The organism is Mesorhizobium sp. CO1-1-8, from assembly GCF_020164875.1.
Taxonomy (GTDB): domain Bacteria; phylum Pseudomonadota; class Alphaproteobacteria; order Rhizobiales; family Rhizobiaceae; genus Mesorhizobium.
Genome location: NZ_JAIUGZ010000015.1, coordinates 20,594 through 37,380, shown reverse-complemented (window position 1 = coordinate 37,380; position 16,787 = coordinate 20,594). Strand labels below are relative to the sequence as shown.

At 61.4% G+C, this 16,787-nt stretch carries 13 protein-coding genes and 1 tRNA gene; 6 read left to right on the top strand and 8 right to left on the bottom strand.

Features of this window, described 5'->3' with window-relative positions:
- Nucleotides 1-2: 2 nt before the first annotated feature.
- Both LB558_RS25380 and gltB read right to left on the bottom strand, forming a co-directional pair.
- A complete protein-coding gene (locus tag LB558_RS25380; RefSeq protein ID WP_224700073.1) occupies nt 3-1,457 on the bottom strand; it encodes a glutamate synthase subunit beta in 1,455 nt (484 codons plus the stop codon).
- Nucleotides 1,458-1,599: 142 nt separating this feature from the next.
- Nucleotides 1,600-6,336, bottom strand: a complete 4,737-nt coding sequence (gene gltB, locus LB558_RS25375; protein WP_224700072.1) for a glutamate synthase large subunit — start codon at nt 6,334-6,336, stop codon at nt 1,600-1,602.
- 511 nt (nt 6,337-6,847) lie between these two features.
- On the opposite strand from gltB, the gene LB558_RS25370 reads away from it, so the two are divergent.
- Nucleotides 6,848-7,897 (top strand): threonine aldolase family protein, encoded by a 1,050-nt coding sequence (locus LB558_RS25370; protein WP_224700071.1) that lies wholly within the window; start codon nt 6,848-6,850, stop codon nt 7,895-7,897.
- A 69-nt stretch (nt 7,898-7,966) separates the two neighbouring features.
- Here LB558_RS25370 and LB558_RS25365 read toward each other — a convergent pair whose 3' ends face one another.
- Nucleotides 7,967-8,434, bottom strand: a complete 468-nt coding sequence (locus LB558_RS25365) for an Hsp20 family protein (protein WP_109659260.1) — start codon at nt 8,432-8,434, stop codon at nt 7,967-7,969.
- 479 nt (nt 8,435-8,913) lie between these two features.
- Here LB558_RS25365 and LB558_RS25360 point away from each other — a divergent pair, with 479 nt between their 5' ends.
- A complete protein-coding gene (locus LB558_RS25360) occupies nt 8,914-9,891 on the top strand; it encodes an alpha/beta fold hydrolase (protein ID WP_224700070.1) in 978 nt (325 codons plus the stop codon).
- 101 nt (nt 9,892-9,992) lie between these two features.
- Here LB558_RS25360 and hisN read toward each other — a convergent pair whose 3' ends face one another.
- Nucleotides 9,993-10,766, bottom strand: coding sequence for a histidinol-phosphatase (gene hisN, locus LB558_RS25355; RefSeq protein WP_224700069.1), 774 nt, complete (start codon nt 10,764-10,766; stop codon nt 9,993-9,995).
- Between the two features lie 327 nt (nt 10,767-11,093).
- A complete protein-coding gene (locus LB558_RS25350; RefSeq protein WP_224700068.1) occupies nt 11,094-12,035 on the bottom strand; it encodes an N-formylglutamate amidohydrolase in 942 nt (313 codons plus the stop codon).
- A 164-nt stretch (nt 12,036-12,199) separates the two neighbouring features.
- Between LB558_RS25350 and cpdR the strand changes: the two genes are divergently transcribed.
- Both cpdR and LB558_RS25340 read left to right on the top strand, forming a co-directional pair.
- Nucleotides 12,200-12,562 carry a cell cycle two-component system response regulator CpdR gene (gene cpdR, locus LB558_RS25345; protein WP_006199474.1) on the top strand — a complete coding sequence of 121 codons (363 nt, stop codon included), beginning with the start codon at nt 12,200-12,202 and terminating at the stop codon, nt 12,560-12,562.
- A 116-nt stretch (nt 12,563-12,678) separates the two neighbouring features.
- A tRNA-Val gene (locus LB558_RS25340) sits at nt 12,679-12,753 on the top strand.
- 62 nt (nt 12,754-12,815) lie between these two features.
- Here the strand turns inward: LB558_RS25340 and LB558_RS25335 are convergent.
- On the bottom strand, nt 12,816-13,022 hold the full coding sequence (locus tag LB558_RS25335; RefSeq protein WP_224700067.1) for a hypothetical protein: 207 nt from the start codon (nt 13,020-13,022) through the stop codon (nt 12,816-12,818).
- A 916-nt stretch (nt 13,023-13,938) separates the two neighbouring features.
- Between LB558_RS25335 and LB558_RS25330 the strand changes: the two genes are divergently transcribed.
- Entirely contained in the window at nt 13,939-14,316 is a 378-nt protein-coding gene (locus LB558_RS25330) for a low affinity iron permease family protein (RefSeq protein ID WP_224700066.1), read from the top strand.
- A gap of 980 nt (nt 14,317-15,296) precedes the next feature.
- On the opposite strand, the gene LB558_RS25325 is transcribed toward LB558_RS25330, so the two are convergent.
- Entirely contained in the window at nt 15,297-15,500 is a 204-nt protein-coding gene (locus LB558_RS25325; RefSeq protein WP_224700065.1) for a hypothetical protein, read from the bottom strand.
- A 65-nt stretch (nt 15,501-15,565) separates the two neighbouring features.
- Entirely contained in the window at nt 15,566-15,730 is a 165-nt protein-coding gene (locus LB558_RS25320; protein ID WP_224700064.1) for a hypothetical protein, read from the bottom strand.
- Nucleotides 15,731-15,912: 182 nt separating this feature from the next.
- Here LB558_RS25320 and LB558_RS25315 point away from each other — a divergent pair, with 182 nt between their 5' ends.
- Nucleotides 15,913-16,680, top strand: a complete 768-nt coding sequence (locus tag LB558_RS25315) for a Stf0 family sulfotransferase (RefSeq protein ID WP_224700063.1) — start codon at nt 15,913-15,915, stop codon at nt 16,678-16,680.
- Nucleotides 16,681-16,787 lie beyond the last annotated feature (107 nt).

The following is a 16,787-nucleotide window of genomic DNA, read 5'->3' as shown; positions in this document are numbered from 1 at the left end:
GCTCAGCGCGGGAGAACGCTCGACCCCATCAACGCCTCATCGATCGAGCGTGCCGCCTGGCGGCCCTCGCGGATCGCCCACACGACCAGCGACTGGCCGCGACGCACGTCGCCGGCCGCATAAAGCCTGTCGACGCTGGTCCTGTAGTCGCGGTCATTGGCCTCGACATTGCGCGAGCGGCGGCTGTCGGTGGCGATCTTCATCTGCCCGTCCAGCTCCGTCGCCACCCCGGCCGCGGCCGGCCCGGCAAAGCCGATGGCGATGAAAGCGAGATCGGCACGAATGACGAATTCGGTACCGGCGATCGGCTTGCGCTTGTCGTCGACCTCGCAGCACTTGACGCCGGTCAGCTGGCCTTCCTCGCCGATGAATTCGAGCGTCGCCACCTGGAATTCGCGCTCCGCTCCTTCGGCCTGCGAAGACGAGGTGCGCATCTTGGTCGCCCAGTAGGGCCAGACCGAAAGCTTGTCTTCCTTTTCCGGCGGCTGCGGGCGGATGTCGAGCTGGGTGACACGCACCGCGCCCTGGCGGAAGGCCGTGCCGACACAATCGGACGCGGTATCGCCGCCGCCGACGACGACCACATGCTGGCCGCCGGCGATGATCGGATGCGACGGCCACGCCACCGACTGGATCGGCTCGCCGCCGACCCGCCTGTTCTGCTGCACCAGATAGGGCATCGCGTCATGCACGCCGCCGAGATCGTCGCCGGGAATGCCGGCCGCGCGCGGTGTTTCCGAGCCGCCGCAATAGAGCACGGCATCATGTTCGGCGAGCAGCTCGGCAACCGGCTTGTCGACGCCGACATTGACGCCGCAATGGAATGTCACGCCCTCACCCTGCATCTGCTCGATGCGCCGGTCGATATAGTGCTTCTCGATCTTGAAGTCGGGAATGCCGTAGCGCATCAGCCCGCCGGGCCGGCTTTCGCGCTCGTAGACATGGACATCGTGGCCGACGCGGCCAAGCTGCTGGGCAGCCGCCATACCGGCCGGACCGGAACCGATGACGGCGACGCGCTTGCCAGTCTTCTTCTCCGGCGGATAGGGCCTGATATGGCCGGTTTCATAGGCCTTGTCGGCGATCGCCTGCTCGACCGTCTTGATGGCAACGGGAATGTCCTCGAGGTTCAGCGTGCAGGCTTCCTCGCAGGGCGCGGGGCAGATGCGGCCGGTGAATTCCGGGAAATTGTTGGTCGAATGCAGGTTGCGGATCGCGTTGTCCCAGTCGCCATTGTAGACGAGGTCATTCCAGTCTGGAATCTGGTTGTGGATCGGGCAGCCGGTCGGTCCATGGCAGAACGGAATGCCGCAATCCATGCAGCGCGCGGCCTGTTTCTCGACCTCCTTGTCAGACATCGGCAGCGTGAACTCGCGGAAATGCCGGATGCGGTCGGAGGCCGGCTGGTACTTGTGCACCTGCCGGTCGATTTCGAGAAAGCCTGTTACCTTGCCCATAGTCCAGTTCCTGCTGTCCAGATGGTGCGGTTTTCGCCGCACCCGTTAACCCCTTGAGGCAGCCATGGCAACCTTGCGCCGGAGGTCAAACTGTCGATGAAGATGGGCCGGGAAGCCTGGGCTCCCCGGCAATTGCAAAAGCTTATTCCGCCGCGACGCCCATGCGCATGCGTTCCATCTCGATCAGGGCACGGCGGTATTCGACCGGCATGATCTTGCGGAACTTCGGCCGGAAAGTCGTCCAGCCGTCGAGAATCTCGCGGCCACGTACCGATCCGGTGTAATGCACATGGTTGGAGATCAGCTGGTAGAGCCGCTCCTCGTCATGGCTGGTCATGTCGCCGGAGACGTCGACGCGACCCTTGTGATCGAGGTCGCCGCCATGGTGCAGCAGCCTTTCCATCAGATCGTCTTCTTCGGGAACCGGCTCCAGCTCGACCATCGCCATGTTGCAGCGCTCGGCGAAATCACCCGCTTCGTCCAGCACATAGGCGACGCCGCCCGACATGCCGGCGGCGAAGTTGCGGCCGGTCTTGCCTATGACGACGACGATGCCGCCGGTCATGTACTCGCAGCCATGGTCGCCGACGCCTTCGACGACAGCGGCGACGCCCGAGTTGCGCACGGCGAAACGCTCGCCGGCGACGCCGGCGAAATAGGCCTCGCCCTCGGTTGCGCCATAGAGCACCGTGTTGCCGACGATGATGGATTCAGCGGCGACGATCTTGGCTTCTTCCGGCGGCCGGATGACGATACGTCCGCCCGACAGGCCTTTGCCGACATAGTCGTTGCCGGCGCCGACAAGCTCGAACGAGATGCCGCGCGCCAGGAAGGCGCCGAAGGACTGGCCGGCGGTGCCGGTCAGCTTCACCTGGATCGTATCCTCGCGCAGGCCCTTGTGCTTGAAGCGCTTGGCCACTTCACCCGACAGCATGGCGCCCGTCGAGCGGTCGACATTGCGGATATCGACTTCGATCTTGACCGGCAGCTTGCTCCCGAGCGCCGGCTTGGCCAGTTCGATCAGCTTGCGGTCGAGCACGTCGTCGATCGGGTGCTTCTGCCGCTCGGTCCAATGCACGGCCTCATGCGGCGCATCCGGCTTGAAGAACATCTTCGAGAAATCGAGCCCGCGCGCCTTCCAGTGCTCGATCAGGTCGCGCTTTTCCAGAAGATCGGTGTCGCCGATGATCTGGTCGATATGGGTGTAACCCATCTCCGCGAGCAGTTCCCTCACCTCTTCCGCGACGTAGAAGAAGAAGTTGATGACATGCTCGGGCGTGCCCTTGAAGCGCTTGCGCAGCACCGGATCCTGCGTCGCGACTCCGACCGGGCAGGTGTTGAGATGGCACTTGCGCATCATGATACAGCCTGCCGCGATCAGCGGCGCGGTCGAGAAGCCGAACTCGTCGGCGCCGAGCAGCGCGCCGATGATGACGTCGCGCCCCGTGCGCAGGCCACCATCGACCTGCAGCGCAACGCGCGACCGCAGACCGTTCAGCACCAGCGTCTGGTGCGTCTCGGCAAGGCCCATTTCCCAGGGGCTGCCGGCATGCTTGAGCGAAGTCAGCGGCGAGGCGCCGGTGCCGCCATCATAGCCCGAGATGGTGATGTGGTCGGCGCGTGCCTTGGCGACGCCCGCCGCAACCGTGCCGACACCGACTTCCGACACCAGCTTGACCGACACGTCGGCGGCCGGATTGACATTCTTGAGGTCGTAGATCAGCTGCGCCAGATCCTCGATCGAATAGATGTCGTGATGCGGCGGCGGCGAAATCAGCCCCACGCCCGGCGTCGAATGCCGGACCTTGGCGATGGTGGCGTCGACCTTGTGGCCGGGCAGCTGACCGCCCTCGCCGGGCTTGGCACCCTGCGCCACCTTGATCTGCATCATGTCGGAATTGACGAGGTATTCGGCCGTCACGCCGAAACGACCCGAGGCGATCTGCTTGATCGCCGAGCGTTCCGGGTTCTTGCCGCCGCCAGGCAGCGGCAGATAGCGGTCAGCCTCTTCGCCGCCCTCGCCGGTGTTCGACTTGCCGCCGATCTGGTTCATGGCGCGCGCCAGCGTCGTGTGCGCTTCGCGCGAGATCGAACCGAACGACATCGCCCCGGTCGAGAACCGCTTGACGATGTCGGCCGCCGACATGACGTCGTCGAGCGCCACCTTCTTGCGGCCGGTTTCCTGCGCCAGCTTGAGCCTGAACAGGCCGCGAATGGTCTGTGCGCGGGCCGTCTCGCTGTCGATCTGGGCGGAATAGTCCTTGAACGTTTCCCACGACCCCTGGCGCACGGCGTGCTGCAAGGTGGCGACCGCATCAGGCGACCAGATATGCGCCTCGCCGCGCATACGGAACATGTATTCGCCGCCGACTTCGAGGCTGTTGCGCAGCACGGGGTCGTTGCCGAAACCGTCATTGTGTCGGCTGAGCGTCTCGGTCGCGATCTCGTCCAGGCCGACGCCTTCGATCAGCGTCGCGGTGCCGGTGAAGTATTGCTGCACGAAATCGGTCTTCAGGCCGATGGCGTCGAAAATCTGCGCGCCGCAATAGGACTGGTAGGTCGAGATGCCCATCTTGGACATGACCTTGAGGATGCCCTTGCCGATCGACTTGATGTAGCGCGAAACGACTTCGTAGGCGTCCACTTCCTTCGGCAGTTCGCCACGCTTGTGCATGTCGAGCAGCGTATCGAAGGCGAGGTAGGGATTGATCGCCTCGGCGCCATAACCGGCAAGGCAGCAGAAATGATGCACTTCCCGCGGCTCGCCGGATTCGACGACGAGGCCGACCGAGGTGCGCAGCCCTTTGCGGATCAGGTGATGATGGACCGCCGCCGTCGCCAGGAGCGCCGGGATGGCGATGCGGTCCGGCCCGACCTGACGGTCGGACAGAATGATGATGTTGTAGCCGCCGGCGACCGCCGCCTCCGCCCGCTCGCACAACCGATCGATGGCGCCCTGCATGCCCGCGGCCCCTTCGGCCGAGCCATAGGTGATGTCGATCGTCTTGGTGTCGAAGCGGTCTTCGGTGTGGCCGATGGAGCGGATCTTTTCGAGATCGCCATTGGTCAGGATCGGCTGGCGCACCTCGAGCCGCTTGCGGCGCGAATTGCCGACCAGGTCGAAGATGTTCGGCCGCGGCCCGATGAAGGACACCAGGCTCATCACCAGCTCCTCGCGGATCGGGTCGATCGGCGGGTTGGTGACCTGGGCGAAGTTCTGCTTGAAATAGGTGTAGAGCAGCTTCGACTTGTCCGACATCGCCGAGATCGGCGTGTCGGTGCCCATCGAGCCAACCGCTTCCTGGCCTGTCGTCGCCATTGGCGACATCAACAGCTTGGTGTCTTCCTGGCTGTAGCCGAATGCCTGCTGGCGATCGAGCAGGCTGACATCCTTGCGCAGCGCGCGCGGTTCGACCGGCTTCAGATCTTCGAGGATCAGCTGCGTGTTGGCGAGCCACGTCTTGTAGGGATGCTTGGTCGCGATCTCCGACTTGAGCTCCTCGTCGGAAACGATACGCCCCTTCTCCAGGTCGATCAGAAGCATGCGGCCGGGCTGCAGCCGCCACTTCTTGACGATCTTCTCCTCCGGCACCGGCAGCACGCCGGCTTCGGAGGCCATGATGACGCGGTCATCGTCAGTGACGATGTAGCGCGCCGGGCGCAGGCCGTTGCGGTCGAGCGTGGCGCCGATCTGGCGGCCATCGGTGAAGACCACCGCCGCCGGCCCGTCCCACGGCTCCATCAATGCCGCATGGTATTCGTAGAAGGCCTTGCGATCGGCATCCATGAGCTTGTTGCCGGCCCAGGCTTCCGGGATCAGCATCATCATGGCATGGCTGAGGCTGTACCCGCCCTGGAACAGGAACTCGAGCGCATTGTCGAAGCAGGCGGTGTCGGACTGGCCGTCATAGGAGATCGGCCACAGCTTCGAGATGTTGTTGCCGAACAGTTCGGAATCGACCGAAGCCTGTCGCGCAGCCATCCAGTTGTTGTTGCCGCGCACGGTGTTGATCTCGCCATTGTGGGCGACCATGCGGTAGGGATGCGCCAGCTTCCATGACGGGAACGTGTTGGTCGAGAAGCGCTGGTGGACGAGGATCAGCGCCGTCTCGAAGCGCGGGTCCTTGAGGTCCTTGTAGTAAGCGCCGACCTGATAAGCCAGGAACATGCCCTTGTAGACGATGGTGCGCGCCGACAGCGACACGCAATAGGCGCCGATGTCCATGTTGTCGTTCTCGGCATAGATGCGGCCCGATATGACCTTGCGCAGCAGATAGAGCCTGGCCTCGTATTCCTCGTCATCGGTGATGTCTGGCGTGCGGCCGATGAATATCTGCCGATGGAACGGCTCGGATGCCACGATGTCAGGCGCCTTCGACAGCGACGAATTGTCGACGGGCACGTCACGGAATCCCAGCAGCGGCAGCCCCTCGGATTGTGCCGATTCGGCGATGATGTCCTCGATATGGGCGCGAAGGGCCGCGTCCTGCGGCATGAACCAGTGTCCGACGCCGTACTGGCCCGCCGGCGGTAGCTCCATGCCCCGGGCCGCCATCTCCTCGCGGAAGAAACGGTCGGGAAGCTGCACCAGCACGCCGGCGCCATCGCCGACCAGCGGATCGGCGCCGACAGCACCGCGATGCGTCAGGTTTTCGAGCACAGCCAGCCCGTCCTCGACGATCTGATGCGACTTCACGCCCTTCATGTTGACGATGAAGCCGACGCCGCAGGCGTCATGCTCGTTGCGCGGATCGTAGAGGCCCTGGGCGGAAAAGCCGTTGGCGGTTCGGCCAATATTGGATCGCAAGGTGTTTTTGACGGTTGCCGCTTTCGTCTGCGCGGCCTGGCCGTTCGTCGCAGAGTGCGTCATGTCCGTCATCTCCTGTCCTCCATTCCCAGCCATTCAGGCGCTGGTTTGCCTCGGCAAGCGCTTGGCTCACCCTGATCCTTGTGGCACGTCTTGCGAAATCCTTGTCGAACCAGGCGGCTTTCCGCATGGATCGCATCTGGTAATCGTACAGGCCAGAGTCTGGCTGTCCACCTGTCGCTCGCGGCAACAGCCGGAGAGGCCCAAATGATACGCCAATCCAGCTCGTTTTGTGCGACAAAATAAGACAGCACTACTGTCCTAAATTTTTATGGCAGAAATCCCGGACGCGCACAAGACCGATTCACAAAAAACTTGGGCTTTTTGCGACAGAAAATGTCGTGAAGTTGGGGAAAAACGTAAGCTTCAGTCGTCGGCCTGGGCTTTGCCGGTTGGCTGGCTTTACTGATTTTCCGGCGCCTGGCCCCTTGCGGTCCGCTCCCGAAACCGGTCAACTTCAGGCTGATTTCCCCAAAACCCCGATCTCCCCAAAACCCCGATCTCCCAAGACATAGGCAGATGCATGTTCTTCGCTTCCGACAATTGGGCAGGCGCCCATCCCAACATTGCCGCCGGCCTGTCGGCGAATGCCGGCGGCTTTTCCACCGCCTATGGTGACGGCGCGCTCGACCGGGCGGTCTACCAGCGCTTCAGCGAGATTTTCGAACGCGAGGTCGCGGTGTTCTTCGTTGCCACCGGCACGGCCGCCAACTCGCTGGCGCTGACCGCTTACAACAAGCCGGGCGGTATTTCCTTTGCTCACCGCGAATCGCATGTCATCGAGGACGAATGCGGCGCGCCGGTGTATTTCTCCGGCGGCTCCCGCCTGCATGAGATCGATGGCGCGCTGGGCAAGATCGATCCGCACAATCTGGAAAGGACCATCGGCCGTTTCGCACCGGAAATCGTCCATTGGGGACGGCCGATGGCCGTTTCGATCACCCAGTCGACCGAGGTCGGCACCATCTACGGTCTGGATGAGATCGAGACAATCTCGGCGATCGCCAAACGATATTCGGTGCCCCTGCACATGGATGGCGCCCGCTTTGCCAATGCGCTGGTCGCACTCGACACGACACCGGCCGAAATGACCTGGAAACGCGGCGTCGACATCCTCTCCTTCGGCGGCACCAAGAACGGCTGCTGGTGCGCCGAGGCGGTCGTGCTGTTCGATCTTGATCGTGCCAGGGAATTGGCGTTCCTGCGCAAGCGCGCCGCCCAGCTGTTTTCGAAATCCCGCTTCGTCGCAGCGCAGTTCGAAGCCTATTTCAAGGATGGACTGTGGCTGGACACCGCTCGCCACGCCAACGCCATGGCCGCACGCCTTGCCGCCGCGATCGAGGATTCGGCCACGGCCAAGCTGGCATGGCTGCCGCAGGCGAACGAGGTTTTCGCGGTCATCAAGAAAGCCGAAGTCGAAAAGCTGCAGGCAGCGGGTGCAGCGTTCTATGATTGGCACAAGCCGCACGGCTTTGACGGCCACATCGGCGAGGACGAATTGCTCTATCGCTTCGTCACCAGCTTTGCGACGACAGCCGATGAAGTCGACCGTTTTGGCCAGTTGATCGCTTGATAATCAATATTCCAGACAACAAAAAGGCGGCGCCTCTCGGCGCCGCCTTTGCCTTGGGAGGCTATTGGTTTAGTTGGCGGTTTTGGCCTCGATCTGCTTGGCCTTGGCCGAAGACGCCGTAATGGCGATCTTGCGCGGCTTCAGCTCCTCGGGGATGTTGCGCTTGAGGTCGACGAACAGCAGGCCGTTCTTCAGCGAAGCACCGACAACTTCGACGTGGTCGGCAAGCTGGAATCGGCGTTCGAAAGCCCTCGAGGCAATGCCGCGATAGAGCAGTTCAGACCCTTCGCCGGTGCCCTCGTCCTTGCGCTCACCTTTCACGGTCAGCACGTTGCGATGGGCTTCGATCGAGATTTCCTCGTCCGAGAAGCCGGCAACCGCCATCGAGATGCGGTAGGAATCCTCACCGGTGCGCTCGATGTTGTAGGGCGGATAGGTCTGCGCGCCATCCGGCTGCGCAAGCGAATCGAGCATCGTGAACAGACGATCGAAGCCGACGGTCGAGCGATAAAGCGGGGAAAAATCAACGTGACGCATGAGGTGTTCTCCTGTTGAGCAACATGGTTTGCGTATGGCCGGTGCGAAACCCTTGAGCGGCGTTTCGGGTGGGCCAGCGGCCCCGACATTGGCGACCGCACGAGACATTTGGGGAGCGCTGGAAAGCATTTCAAGATTTCACCTGGCGGCAAAAGCCACGGCGGCCCGGCTCCTTGATGAACGGCAGATGAACCGGCACTTCGGCGCGCGTTCAGGCAGCCGGCGCTAAAGTCCATACCAGGATCAAGGACTGGCGGCGCCGATGGCACAACAGGCACCGCAACGAGGCCGACCGGGTGTAACGTCCCTTCCTCCCGGATCGACAGAGGCCGGAAGCACGCTTTTCAAGCGGCTTCCGGCCTTCCCTGTTGCAGCCCAGTCACCGGGAATTCCTTGGCTTTTGGCGCATGGGCGTCTATCACCTTAGCGGAGCCGGCCAGCGCAGGCGGGCATGCGAGACGCCGAGCACGAAGTCCCGAATGACGGATCTTTTCACCGAGAACTCCCTTTTTCACGGAATCGAGGGCAATCCGCGGCCGGAAAACGCCACCGGCGGCTTCTTCACCACGCGTGACCGCAAGAATATCCGCTACGGCCTGTTCGGCGCGGTCGCTCGCCCGATGAAGGGCACCGTGGTCCTGCTCACCGGCCGCAACGAGTGCATCGAGAAATATTTCGAAACCATCCGCAACCTTGCCGATCGCGGCTTTGGCGTCGCCACGCTCGACTGGCGCGGCCAGGGCGATTCCGACCGGCTGATCCGCGATCGCCAGCGCGGCTACGTCAGCAGCTTCCGCGACTACACCGCCGACCTCGAACAGTTCTTCGAGGAGATCGTGCTGCCCGATTGCCGCGGACCGTACTACATCCTGGCCCATTCGGCGGGCGCATTGATCACCCTGCTTGCCGCGCCGTCGATGGTGAATCGCGTCCGGCGCATGGTGCTGATCGCGCCCTTCCTGACGCTGCCCGACCTGCCGGTCTCGATCTCGACGGTTCGCCGCGTCTGTTCCCTGTTCTGCGCTCTCGGCCTCGGCCGGCTCTATGCCGCCTGGGGCCCGCGGCCGAAGGTAACGGCCCCTTTCGAGACCAACAAGCTGACATCGGACCCGACGCGCTATCGGCGCAACACACGGATCTACGAAGAATACCCGCAACTGGCGCTTGGCGGGCCGACGATCCGCTGGCTGCAGGCGGCCGCGAAAGCTTCGGAAGCCGTCAGCGATCCCGACTTCATGGCTCGGATCCAGGTCCCGCTGCTGATCATCGCCGCCGGCGCCGACCAGGTTGTCTCGACCAGAACCGTGGAAGCCTACGCCAGACGTCTGCGGATCGGTTCATTGCTGATGATCGATGGCTCCCGTCACGAAATCCTGCAAGAAGCCGACATCTACCGCGAGCAATTGCTCGCCGCCTTCGACGCCTTCATTCCCGGCAGCGACGAACCGACGGCCTGACTGGCGCCGATTGCCGGCTCACTGTCCCAAAGGGGTGCCGCCAGGCAGTAAAAGGACGGCTTCAGGCGGTCGGCATCACCTGAATGGCGGTGGGCTCGCGTTTAGCCGCGCAAGGCGGCCATGGCGGCGGCATGAAGCTCCGGCGTCGCCGCGGCCAGGACGTCGCCGCCCTGTTCGGCCGGCCCGCCATCGAACGTGGTGACCACACCGCCTGCCTTCTCGATGATCGGGATCAGCGCCACGATGTCGTAGGGCTTCAAACCGGGATCGGCGACAATGTCGACGCTCCCCGAAGCGATCATGGCGAAGGCATAGCAATCGGCGCCGTAGCGGGCGAGTTGGATCTGTCTTTCGAATGCGTCGTAACGGCTGCGCGCTTCGCCCTTGAACAGCGCCGGCGTGGTGGTGAACAGCGTCGCCTGGTCCAACTTCGTCGTCTTGCGGGTCGTCAGCTTGCGAGGCCCGCCCGGCCCCTCATAGTGCGAACCCGAGGCGTTGGCGTAGAACAGCTCGCCGGTGAAGGGTTGTGCCATCATGCCGGCAACGGCGTCGCCGTCGACCGTCAGCCCAACCAGCGTGCCCCACACCGGCAGGCCCGAAATGAACGCGCGCGTGCCGTCGATCGGGTCGATCACCCAGACGTGCCGGCTCGAAATGTTCTCGCTGCCGTGCTCCTCGCCCAGAATGCCGTGGTCAGGATACTCAGCAGAGATCAGTGCGCGGATGGCGCGCTCGGCCTCGCGATCGGCCTCGGTGACCGGATCGAAACTGCCCTGTTCCTTGTTGGCGACCGCTCCTTGGGCACGAAAGCGCGGCAAGGTCTCCGCCGCTGCCGCCTGCGCGATGCGGCGCATGAAATCGACACTGATGTCCAACTGATTCTCCCGCACTGCAGCATGTCCGAGCCGTGCTCTGCCGCCAATTCGTACCAAAACAAGGATATTCGACGACTTTTCCCCGACGCCCTCTGTTGCCCGGATGTCACACAAGCGTCGTCGAAATGCAATTTCCACATCAGAGTGAATTAAAAAAGCCTGAAGGTCGCTTGACTTTTGTGCAGCGCACAATACCATCGACCTCGGACAGGGTTTTCCTGTCCATGCCCTCCTTGGGCGTTTCCTCCCTAGACTTCGACCGTATCGTGCAAACGATGCGGTCTTTTTTTACGCCGCCATTTCACTCTGCGGCCAGCGGCCGGTCGCTCACTCCGCGGCTAGCGGCAGGTCGATGAAATGATGGTCGGGCATCGACATCAGGTCGGCTGAGAACCGCGTCAGATCGTCGGCCAGCGCATCGAAGCCGGCGGCCTTCTCGAATGTCCGCTCGTTCATGTAGAGCCCGCGATTGACCTCGATCTGCAGCGCATGCAGATGGCGCGCCGGGCGGCCGTAGTGCTCGGTGATGAAGCCGCCGGCATAGGGCTTGTTGTGGGCAACCGAATAGCCCATGGCGCTGAGCAGGCCGATCGCGGTATCGGTGAGGGCGGCGGTTGCCGAGATGCCGAAGCGGTCGCCGATGATGAAGTCGGGGCGCAGACCGCTGTCGCCGACACGGATGCTCGCGGGCATCGAATGACAGTCGATCAGCACGGCAAAACCGAACCGCGCATGGGTCCGGGTCAAAAGCCGTTTCAGTGTTTCGTGATAGGGCTTGTAGACGGCTTCGATGCGGGCGACCGCTTCGGCCAGAGGCAGGCGGCCGGAATAGATGTCGAGCCCCTCGCCCACCAGCTTGGGCACTGTGCCAAGCCCGCCAGCCACCCGCGCCGAGCGGATGTTGCAGAAGGACGGCACTGGCTCGGCGAACATGCGAGGATCGAGCTCCCACGGCTCGCGATTGACGTCGAGATAGGCGCGCGGGAAATTCGCCGCCAGCAACGGCGCGCCGAGCGCGACGGCGCCGCCGAACAACTCATCGACGTAACAGTCTTCCGACCGGCGGATGGCGTTGCGGTCCAGCCTTGCCATGGCAAGGAAGCGTTCGGGATAGTAGCGGCCGCTATGCGGCGAGTTGAAGAGGAAGGGGACGCGCTGCTCGGCGCCCGACCGGATTTCGAAGGGTGGAAAGACCGAAAAATCCTCGGCTGCCGTCTTCAATTTGAGCGAACCCGAAAACACCAGTGCATCATGATGTGAAAGTGCCACCTTGCAGGCCGCGTGTCCAGCATTTCAGCGGCAGCACCCGCCCTGGCAAATATGGATCATCGCCGTCCGCGTTCACTTGATGTTTACCCTCACCTCCTCATATACAGGATGGTTAACGGGCTTGCCCAACGGCAATCTCGGGCGGGTGATTCGGACGGGATATCATGGCACGCATTCTTCTGGCGGAAGACGACGACGATATGCGTCGGTTCCTCGTCAAGGCGCTGGAGCGCGCCGGTTACCAGGTCAGCGATTTCGACAATGGCGCCAGCGCCTATGAGCGGCTGCGCGAGGAGCCGTTCTCGCTGCTGTTGACCGACATCGTCATGCCGGAGATGGACGGCATCGAACTGGCGCGGCGCGCCACAGAGATCGATCCCGACCTCAAGGTCATGTTCATCACCGGTTTTGCCGCCGTTGCGCTGAACCCGGATTCCAAGGCGCCGAAAGACGCCAAGGTGCTGTCGAAACCGTTCCATCTGCGTGACCTCGTCAACGAGGTCGAGAAGATGCTGCAGGCGGCCTGAGCCGTTTTCTAGGCGAGGCGCCGCACCTCTTCGCCACTGCGGCGAGACGACGCCTTCTTTCCTTTTTCCTGCTATTGACGCGCTGGATCAAAAATGGTGTATGCGCGGCTTCGGATGGGCGTGTAGCTCAGCGGGAGAGCACTGCATTGACATTGCAGGGGTCACAGGTTCAATCCCTGTCACGCCCACCATCCTTTCGACAACTTAGCTAAGCCGCCGTCCATTCGGTTTTCGTTGTTTTGTACGCCATTCCCTACGGCTGGGTAGCGCCTCGCCCGATGATCCGGTCGATCATGGATTGGTCTGGCTCGCCGTCGACCATCTCCTGCAACAGCCGCTTGGCGTGTTCGCCCCAATGCTCTTCAGCCATGTTCGTCTCTGCTACCGACTTTCGGAAAGCCTCTCGCGCAATGTCAAAGGCGAAGGCTGAAACGCGACCGTGTTCACGGCTCTTGTCCATGGACGAACTCCCCAAGGATGGGCGGGAGCATAGCGAACTCTCAAACACCGGCGGCCCATAGATCTAGGCCGGTGACGTTAGGGACTATATGGCTGCTAAAGAAGGCCCTTCAAGCGAATTGTTGCACGCTTTCTACAATGCTAAGAGCCCGGCCTTTCCTGCTTTCCCCATGAGAACTGCCCGCTGGCATGCGGGCTTTTTGTGCATCAGAGGAACCTTATGCCAAGGCAGGTTGGAAAAGGGGTCCGCCCCCACCCGCAAGTTGGGGCGCGGCTGCCGCAAGCAACCCGCCACGACTCGCTGGCGTAGCGGGTACTCGGACCGGATGACCGCCCATCGTTCTGTCCAGCTACACAATATCGGTCCGGCTGAGCCGATCCCACAGCTGCGGTGTTCTCTAGAAGCATGTTCATATCTGCTCTCCTGTAGGGTCTGGCCATGACGATCATCGTCCCGCATCGCCCGGCAAAGCCGCCCTGAACGTTCCCGCCTAGGCACTTAGGCCTAGTCCTTTGGGACCTAGGTCTGGCCCGACACACGCATTGGTCCTGCCAGGGACAGCGGCTGGAACGCCCGCCCCCAGCGGCTGTTGTCTTTCGAATTTGGGAGAAAGCAGATGCATGAAGTGCTGACCAAGCACGACGGTTACTCGCACCGATTTTGCGACAGCCTTCACCATCGTGATGGCACTCGTGCATGGCTGACAGTGGTGGATCGGTGCAGCAACGTTCCTTCCTATGCCGATAGCAGGGTTCGAGAGCCGCTTAGCTCTCTCGCACTTACATCTTCAACTTGGAGTAGATGACCTGATGTTGCGCGACAAAGAGAGTCGGATATTAGAGGCAGGCTTGCTGGCAGCGGTGCCTATCTGTGTGGCCATTACCGCACTGGTCGCCTTGATGGCTTTGGCCCGGATATGAACCGACTGCTTTTCGCGGCCTCCGACTTTCTATCTCGGCCGCCGGGCTTCTATGTCATGCTCATAGCAATGGTTTTGTGCACCGCCCTGGTGCCTTTTGGTCTGACAAGTGCGGTTACCTATGCCCTGTCGGTTGCCGCCATCGTGATCACCGGTGTTGTCCTTTTACAAGGCTATCGCGATACCGCCGCCATCCACGCAAAACTAGACGAGATTATCGTTTCACTGAACGAAACCAGAAACGACGTTGTCGGATTAGAGCACGCCGAGCCGGAGGAGATCAGGGAGAAGCTTGTAAAACTCGAAGCAGAAGCGTCTCAAACGATTGGGGCTGCCAGGCGCGAACTTTCGAAAGCAACAGGAGAGAGATCATGAACAGTATCACTTGGCTCGTCGTGCGGTGGTCGTCGTCTTGGTATTTTGAGTTTTAGGACGACGAGCATTTTCGCTGACAACATCAAGGATTAGCGGAACCAACTTAGCGCCGCAATTGCTTTTCATGAATGACAATCAGCCGCCCCCCGACAAGTTAATGTCCGAGCCACCGCCAAATTGGCAGGGCGTGCTTTTTGCCACCGCTGCCCTCGTCTTATCCTTATGCGCCCTGCTGCAGGCATTTTGGATGTCTGTTTGAGCGCTCTCGGAGAGGGTCCCTTGTGTCCCATAACGGATCAAAAAAGCTTGGCAGCAAACTTGCGTTGACAAAGATGGGGCGTGAGGGGCCCGTCGCTTCGCAAATGGGGCGGCGGGCTTTCATCAGTCTAATCCACCAAACGAGCAACGGCCGGTGCTTTGGCCGTTCGTCCCAAATAACCTGGCGTAGGTCGCGCATATCGACCTGCTGACCGCAAATCGGGCAGGTATAAAAGTTGTCGTCCTCGTAATGGCTATCGAACTTTCAGTTCATCAAAAATGTTCCAAGTGGGATGGTTGAGGAGCCGCTGGCTCGAAAGGTGTTGCTAATATACAGCACCCACGGCATCTCTGACCGCGCCGCGCCTGGACCACTTCCAACGGCTGCCCGTTAGCGTCAAAGTGAGAACGAACAACGCGGGGTGGCGGAGATGGACAAGGGACAAAACAGGATCGCTGAGGTGTGTTGCCTCATAGCCGTGCCGGCATCAATGGTTCTCACGATTGTACTGGCTCAAATGATCCTTGGCTGAACGAAAGCGCGCTAGCTTCGACCTGGTAGTCCCTGGCTGTTTGACGCGCCATCGCCTTCACAGCCTGGTAGATGCCGGTGAACTCCCTCAGGTGCTTTGCACATAGAGCTTTGGGTTCATTGGAACCACGGGCAAGCTCCTTGGCGCGAAACCGTCCCGGCTTGAACCGGAACGGCACAGGCGACCAGATCATTGCGGCTCTGGATCGGGCGTATTTCCCGGCCTGTCGCCGCCGCCCTTGCCGTCGCGGCAAGGCTCGATACCGCAGCATTTGCCGTTGTAGGTGACGCCAGGCTTCAGCCTGTCGCATTCCCTTGGCGCGGTTGTCTTGCAGCCGGCCAGCACCGAAACGGCGATGGCGGCCAAAAGGACGTTTCTTGAAACAGTAAACATCAGACGTTCTCCTTGATGGACCATGTTTGGACACTTCGCTTGGTCGCGCCTCGGGAGAAATTGGTTCACAAGAAAATTGGTGATGGCGGCGAAAACAACCCTTGCCGTTGTTCGACAGAGGAGACTCCTGGGCAGGCGCAGCAATCGCGTGGCGACGCGTCGGCGACGGCGAACACGCCCACGATGACGATCGAGGCCGATGCGGCGTCGTAGATGAATTGCGTGGTCATATCTGGTCTAGAATCCAGCCAAGGCGCTGGTGGATGCCGACAAGGATGGCAACGAAGATCACGGCGGCAATAAGCTGAGCACCGTGTTCCTGGCCATGGGATGGGAAATACAGCGCTGATTTGGCTTGAAGGTAAGCGCGCCTTGCTGCATGCGTTCCGGGACAGGGTGAAGTGGGGATTTTATGCGGGGCGTTGCGATTTTTACAGAGGGAAGAAGCGGTTCGAACTGGCTGGGAAGCCTGACGAACGCAACTGGGCTGATGGGACGGTCGGAGGAATGGCTTGATCCGGCCTATCTACGCTTCGATCCCCGCACCTATGATGATCTTGAAAAAGCGGTCATCAAGAAAGCGTCGACCGACAACGGACGGTTTGCGATCAAGTTGTTTCCGCGCCATTTGGCCTGGTGCAAGGAGAAATTCGGAAAAGACTTTTTATTCGAGATTCGAAGAAAACACGACCTGGAATTCATTTTGTTGGAGCGTCGCGACCGAATTCAGCAAGCTATTTCGTTCTACCGGGCCAGGATGTCTGGAGTGTGGACGAGCCGGCATGAAGGGAAAGTCAAGCCGCGCGCTGTTCCTTATAGCTTTGCCGAGATCAGCCAAGCATATTTCCAGATTGATCGAAGCTATGCGTTCTGGAGGTCCTACCTACAACTTGCGGGGCTGGATTGCCGTCAATTCGTCTATGAAGATTTGCAGCAAGACCCCCGGCCCTATCTGGAGGCTGTGGCGGATTATATGGGCGTCCAGGTTCCCGAAGACACCGCCAATTCGAAATTCACTATTCAACGGGACAGCCTCACGGAAGAGTGGATAGTGCGCTTTCGCGAGGACGCAGCGGCCAAGGGCGCCATTGAGGGCATCGGGGAGATGGCGGTGCCAAGAACGCTCGACAATATCGCCCGCTTTGCCCTGAAACGGCCCCTGATCCGAAAGCGCTTCTAGAGGCAGGTACTTTTCTCGGGGGAATTCGATGATCGTTGCAGCCGGCTCGGGTTCCAGCGCTCAATGCCCGGCTCTTCAAGCTGATTGAAACACGGATCGCGTGTGCA

Bases quoted from the DNA above. Each gene is read 5' to 3' on its own strand.
- LB558_RS25380 (WP_224700073.1), bottom strand. From the start codon at position 1,457: ATGGGCAAGGTAACAGGCTTTCTCGAAATCGACCGGCAGGTGCACAAG.
- gltB (WP_224700072.1), bottom strand. From the start codon at position 6,336: ATGACGGACATGACGCACTCTGCGACGAACGGCCAGGCCGCGCAGACG.
- LB558_RS25370 (WP_224700071.1), top strand. From the start codon at position 6,848: ATGTTCTTCGCTTCCGACAATTGGGCAGGCGCCCATCCCAACATTGCC.
- LB558_RS25365 (WP_109659260.1), bottom strand. From the start codon at position 8,434: ATGCGTCACGTTGATTTTTCCCCGCTTTATCGCTCGACCGTCGGCTTC.
- LB558_RS25360 (WP_224700070.1), top strand. From the start codon at position 8,914: ATGACGGATCTTTTCACCGAGAACTCCCTTTTTCACGGAATCGAGGGC.
- cpdR (WP_006199474.1), top strand. From the start codon at position 12,200: ATGGCACGCATTCTTCTGGCGGAAGACGACGACGATATGCGTCGGTTC.
- LB558_RS25335 (WP_224700067.1), bottom strand. From the start codon at position 13,022: ATGGACAAGAGCCGTGAACACGGTCGCGTTTCAGCCTTCGCCTTTGAC.
- LB558_RS25330 (WP_224700066.1), top strand. From the start codon at position 13,939: ATGAACCGACTGCTTTTCGCGGCCTCCGACTTTCTATCTCGGCCGCCG.
- LB558_RS25325 (WP_224700065.1), bottom strand. From the start codon at position 15,500: ATGTTTACTGTTTCAAGAAACGTCCTTTTGGCCGCCATCGCCGTTTCG.
- LB558_RS25320 (WP_224700064.1), bottom strand. From the start codon at position 15,730: ATGACCACGCAATTCATCTACGACGCCGCATCGGCCTCGATCGTCATC.
- LB558_RS25315 (WP_224700063.1), top strand. From the start codon at position 15,913: ATGCGGGGCGTTGCGATTTTTACAGAGGGAAGAAGCGGTTCGAACTGG.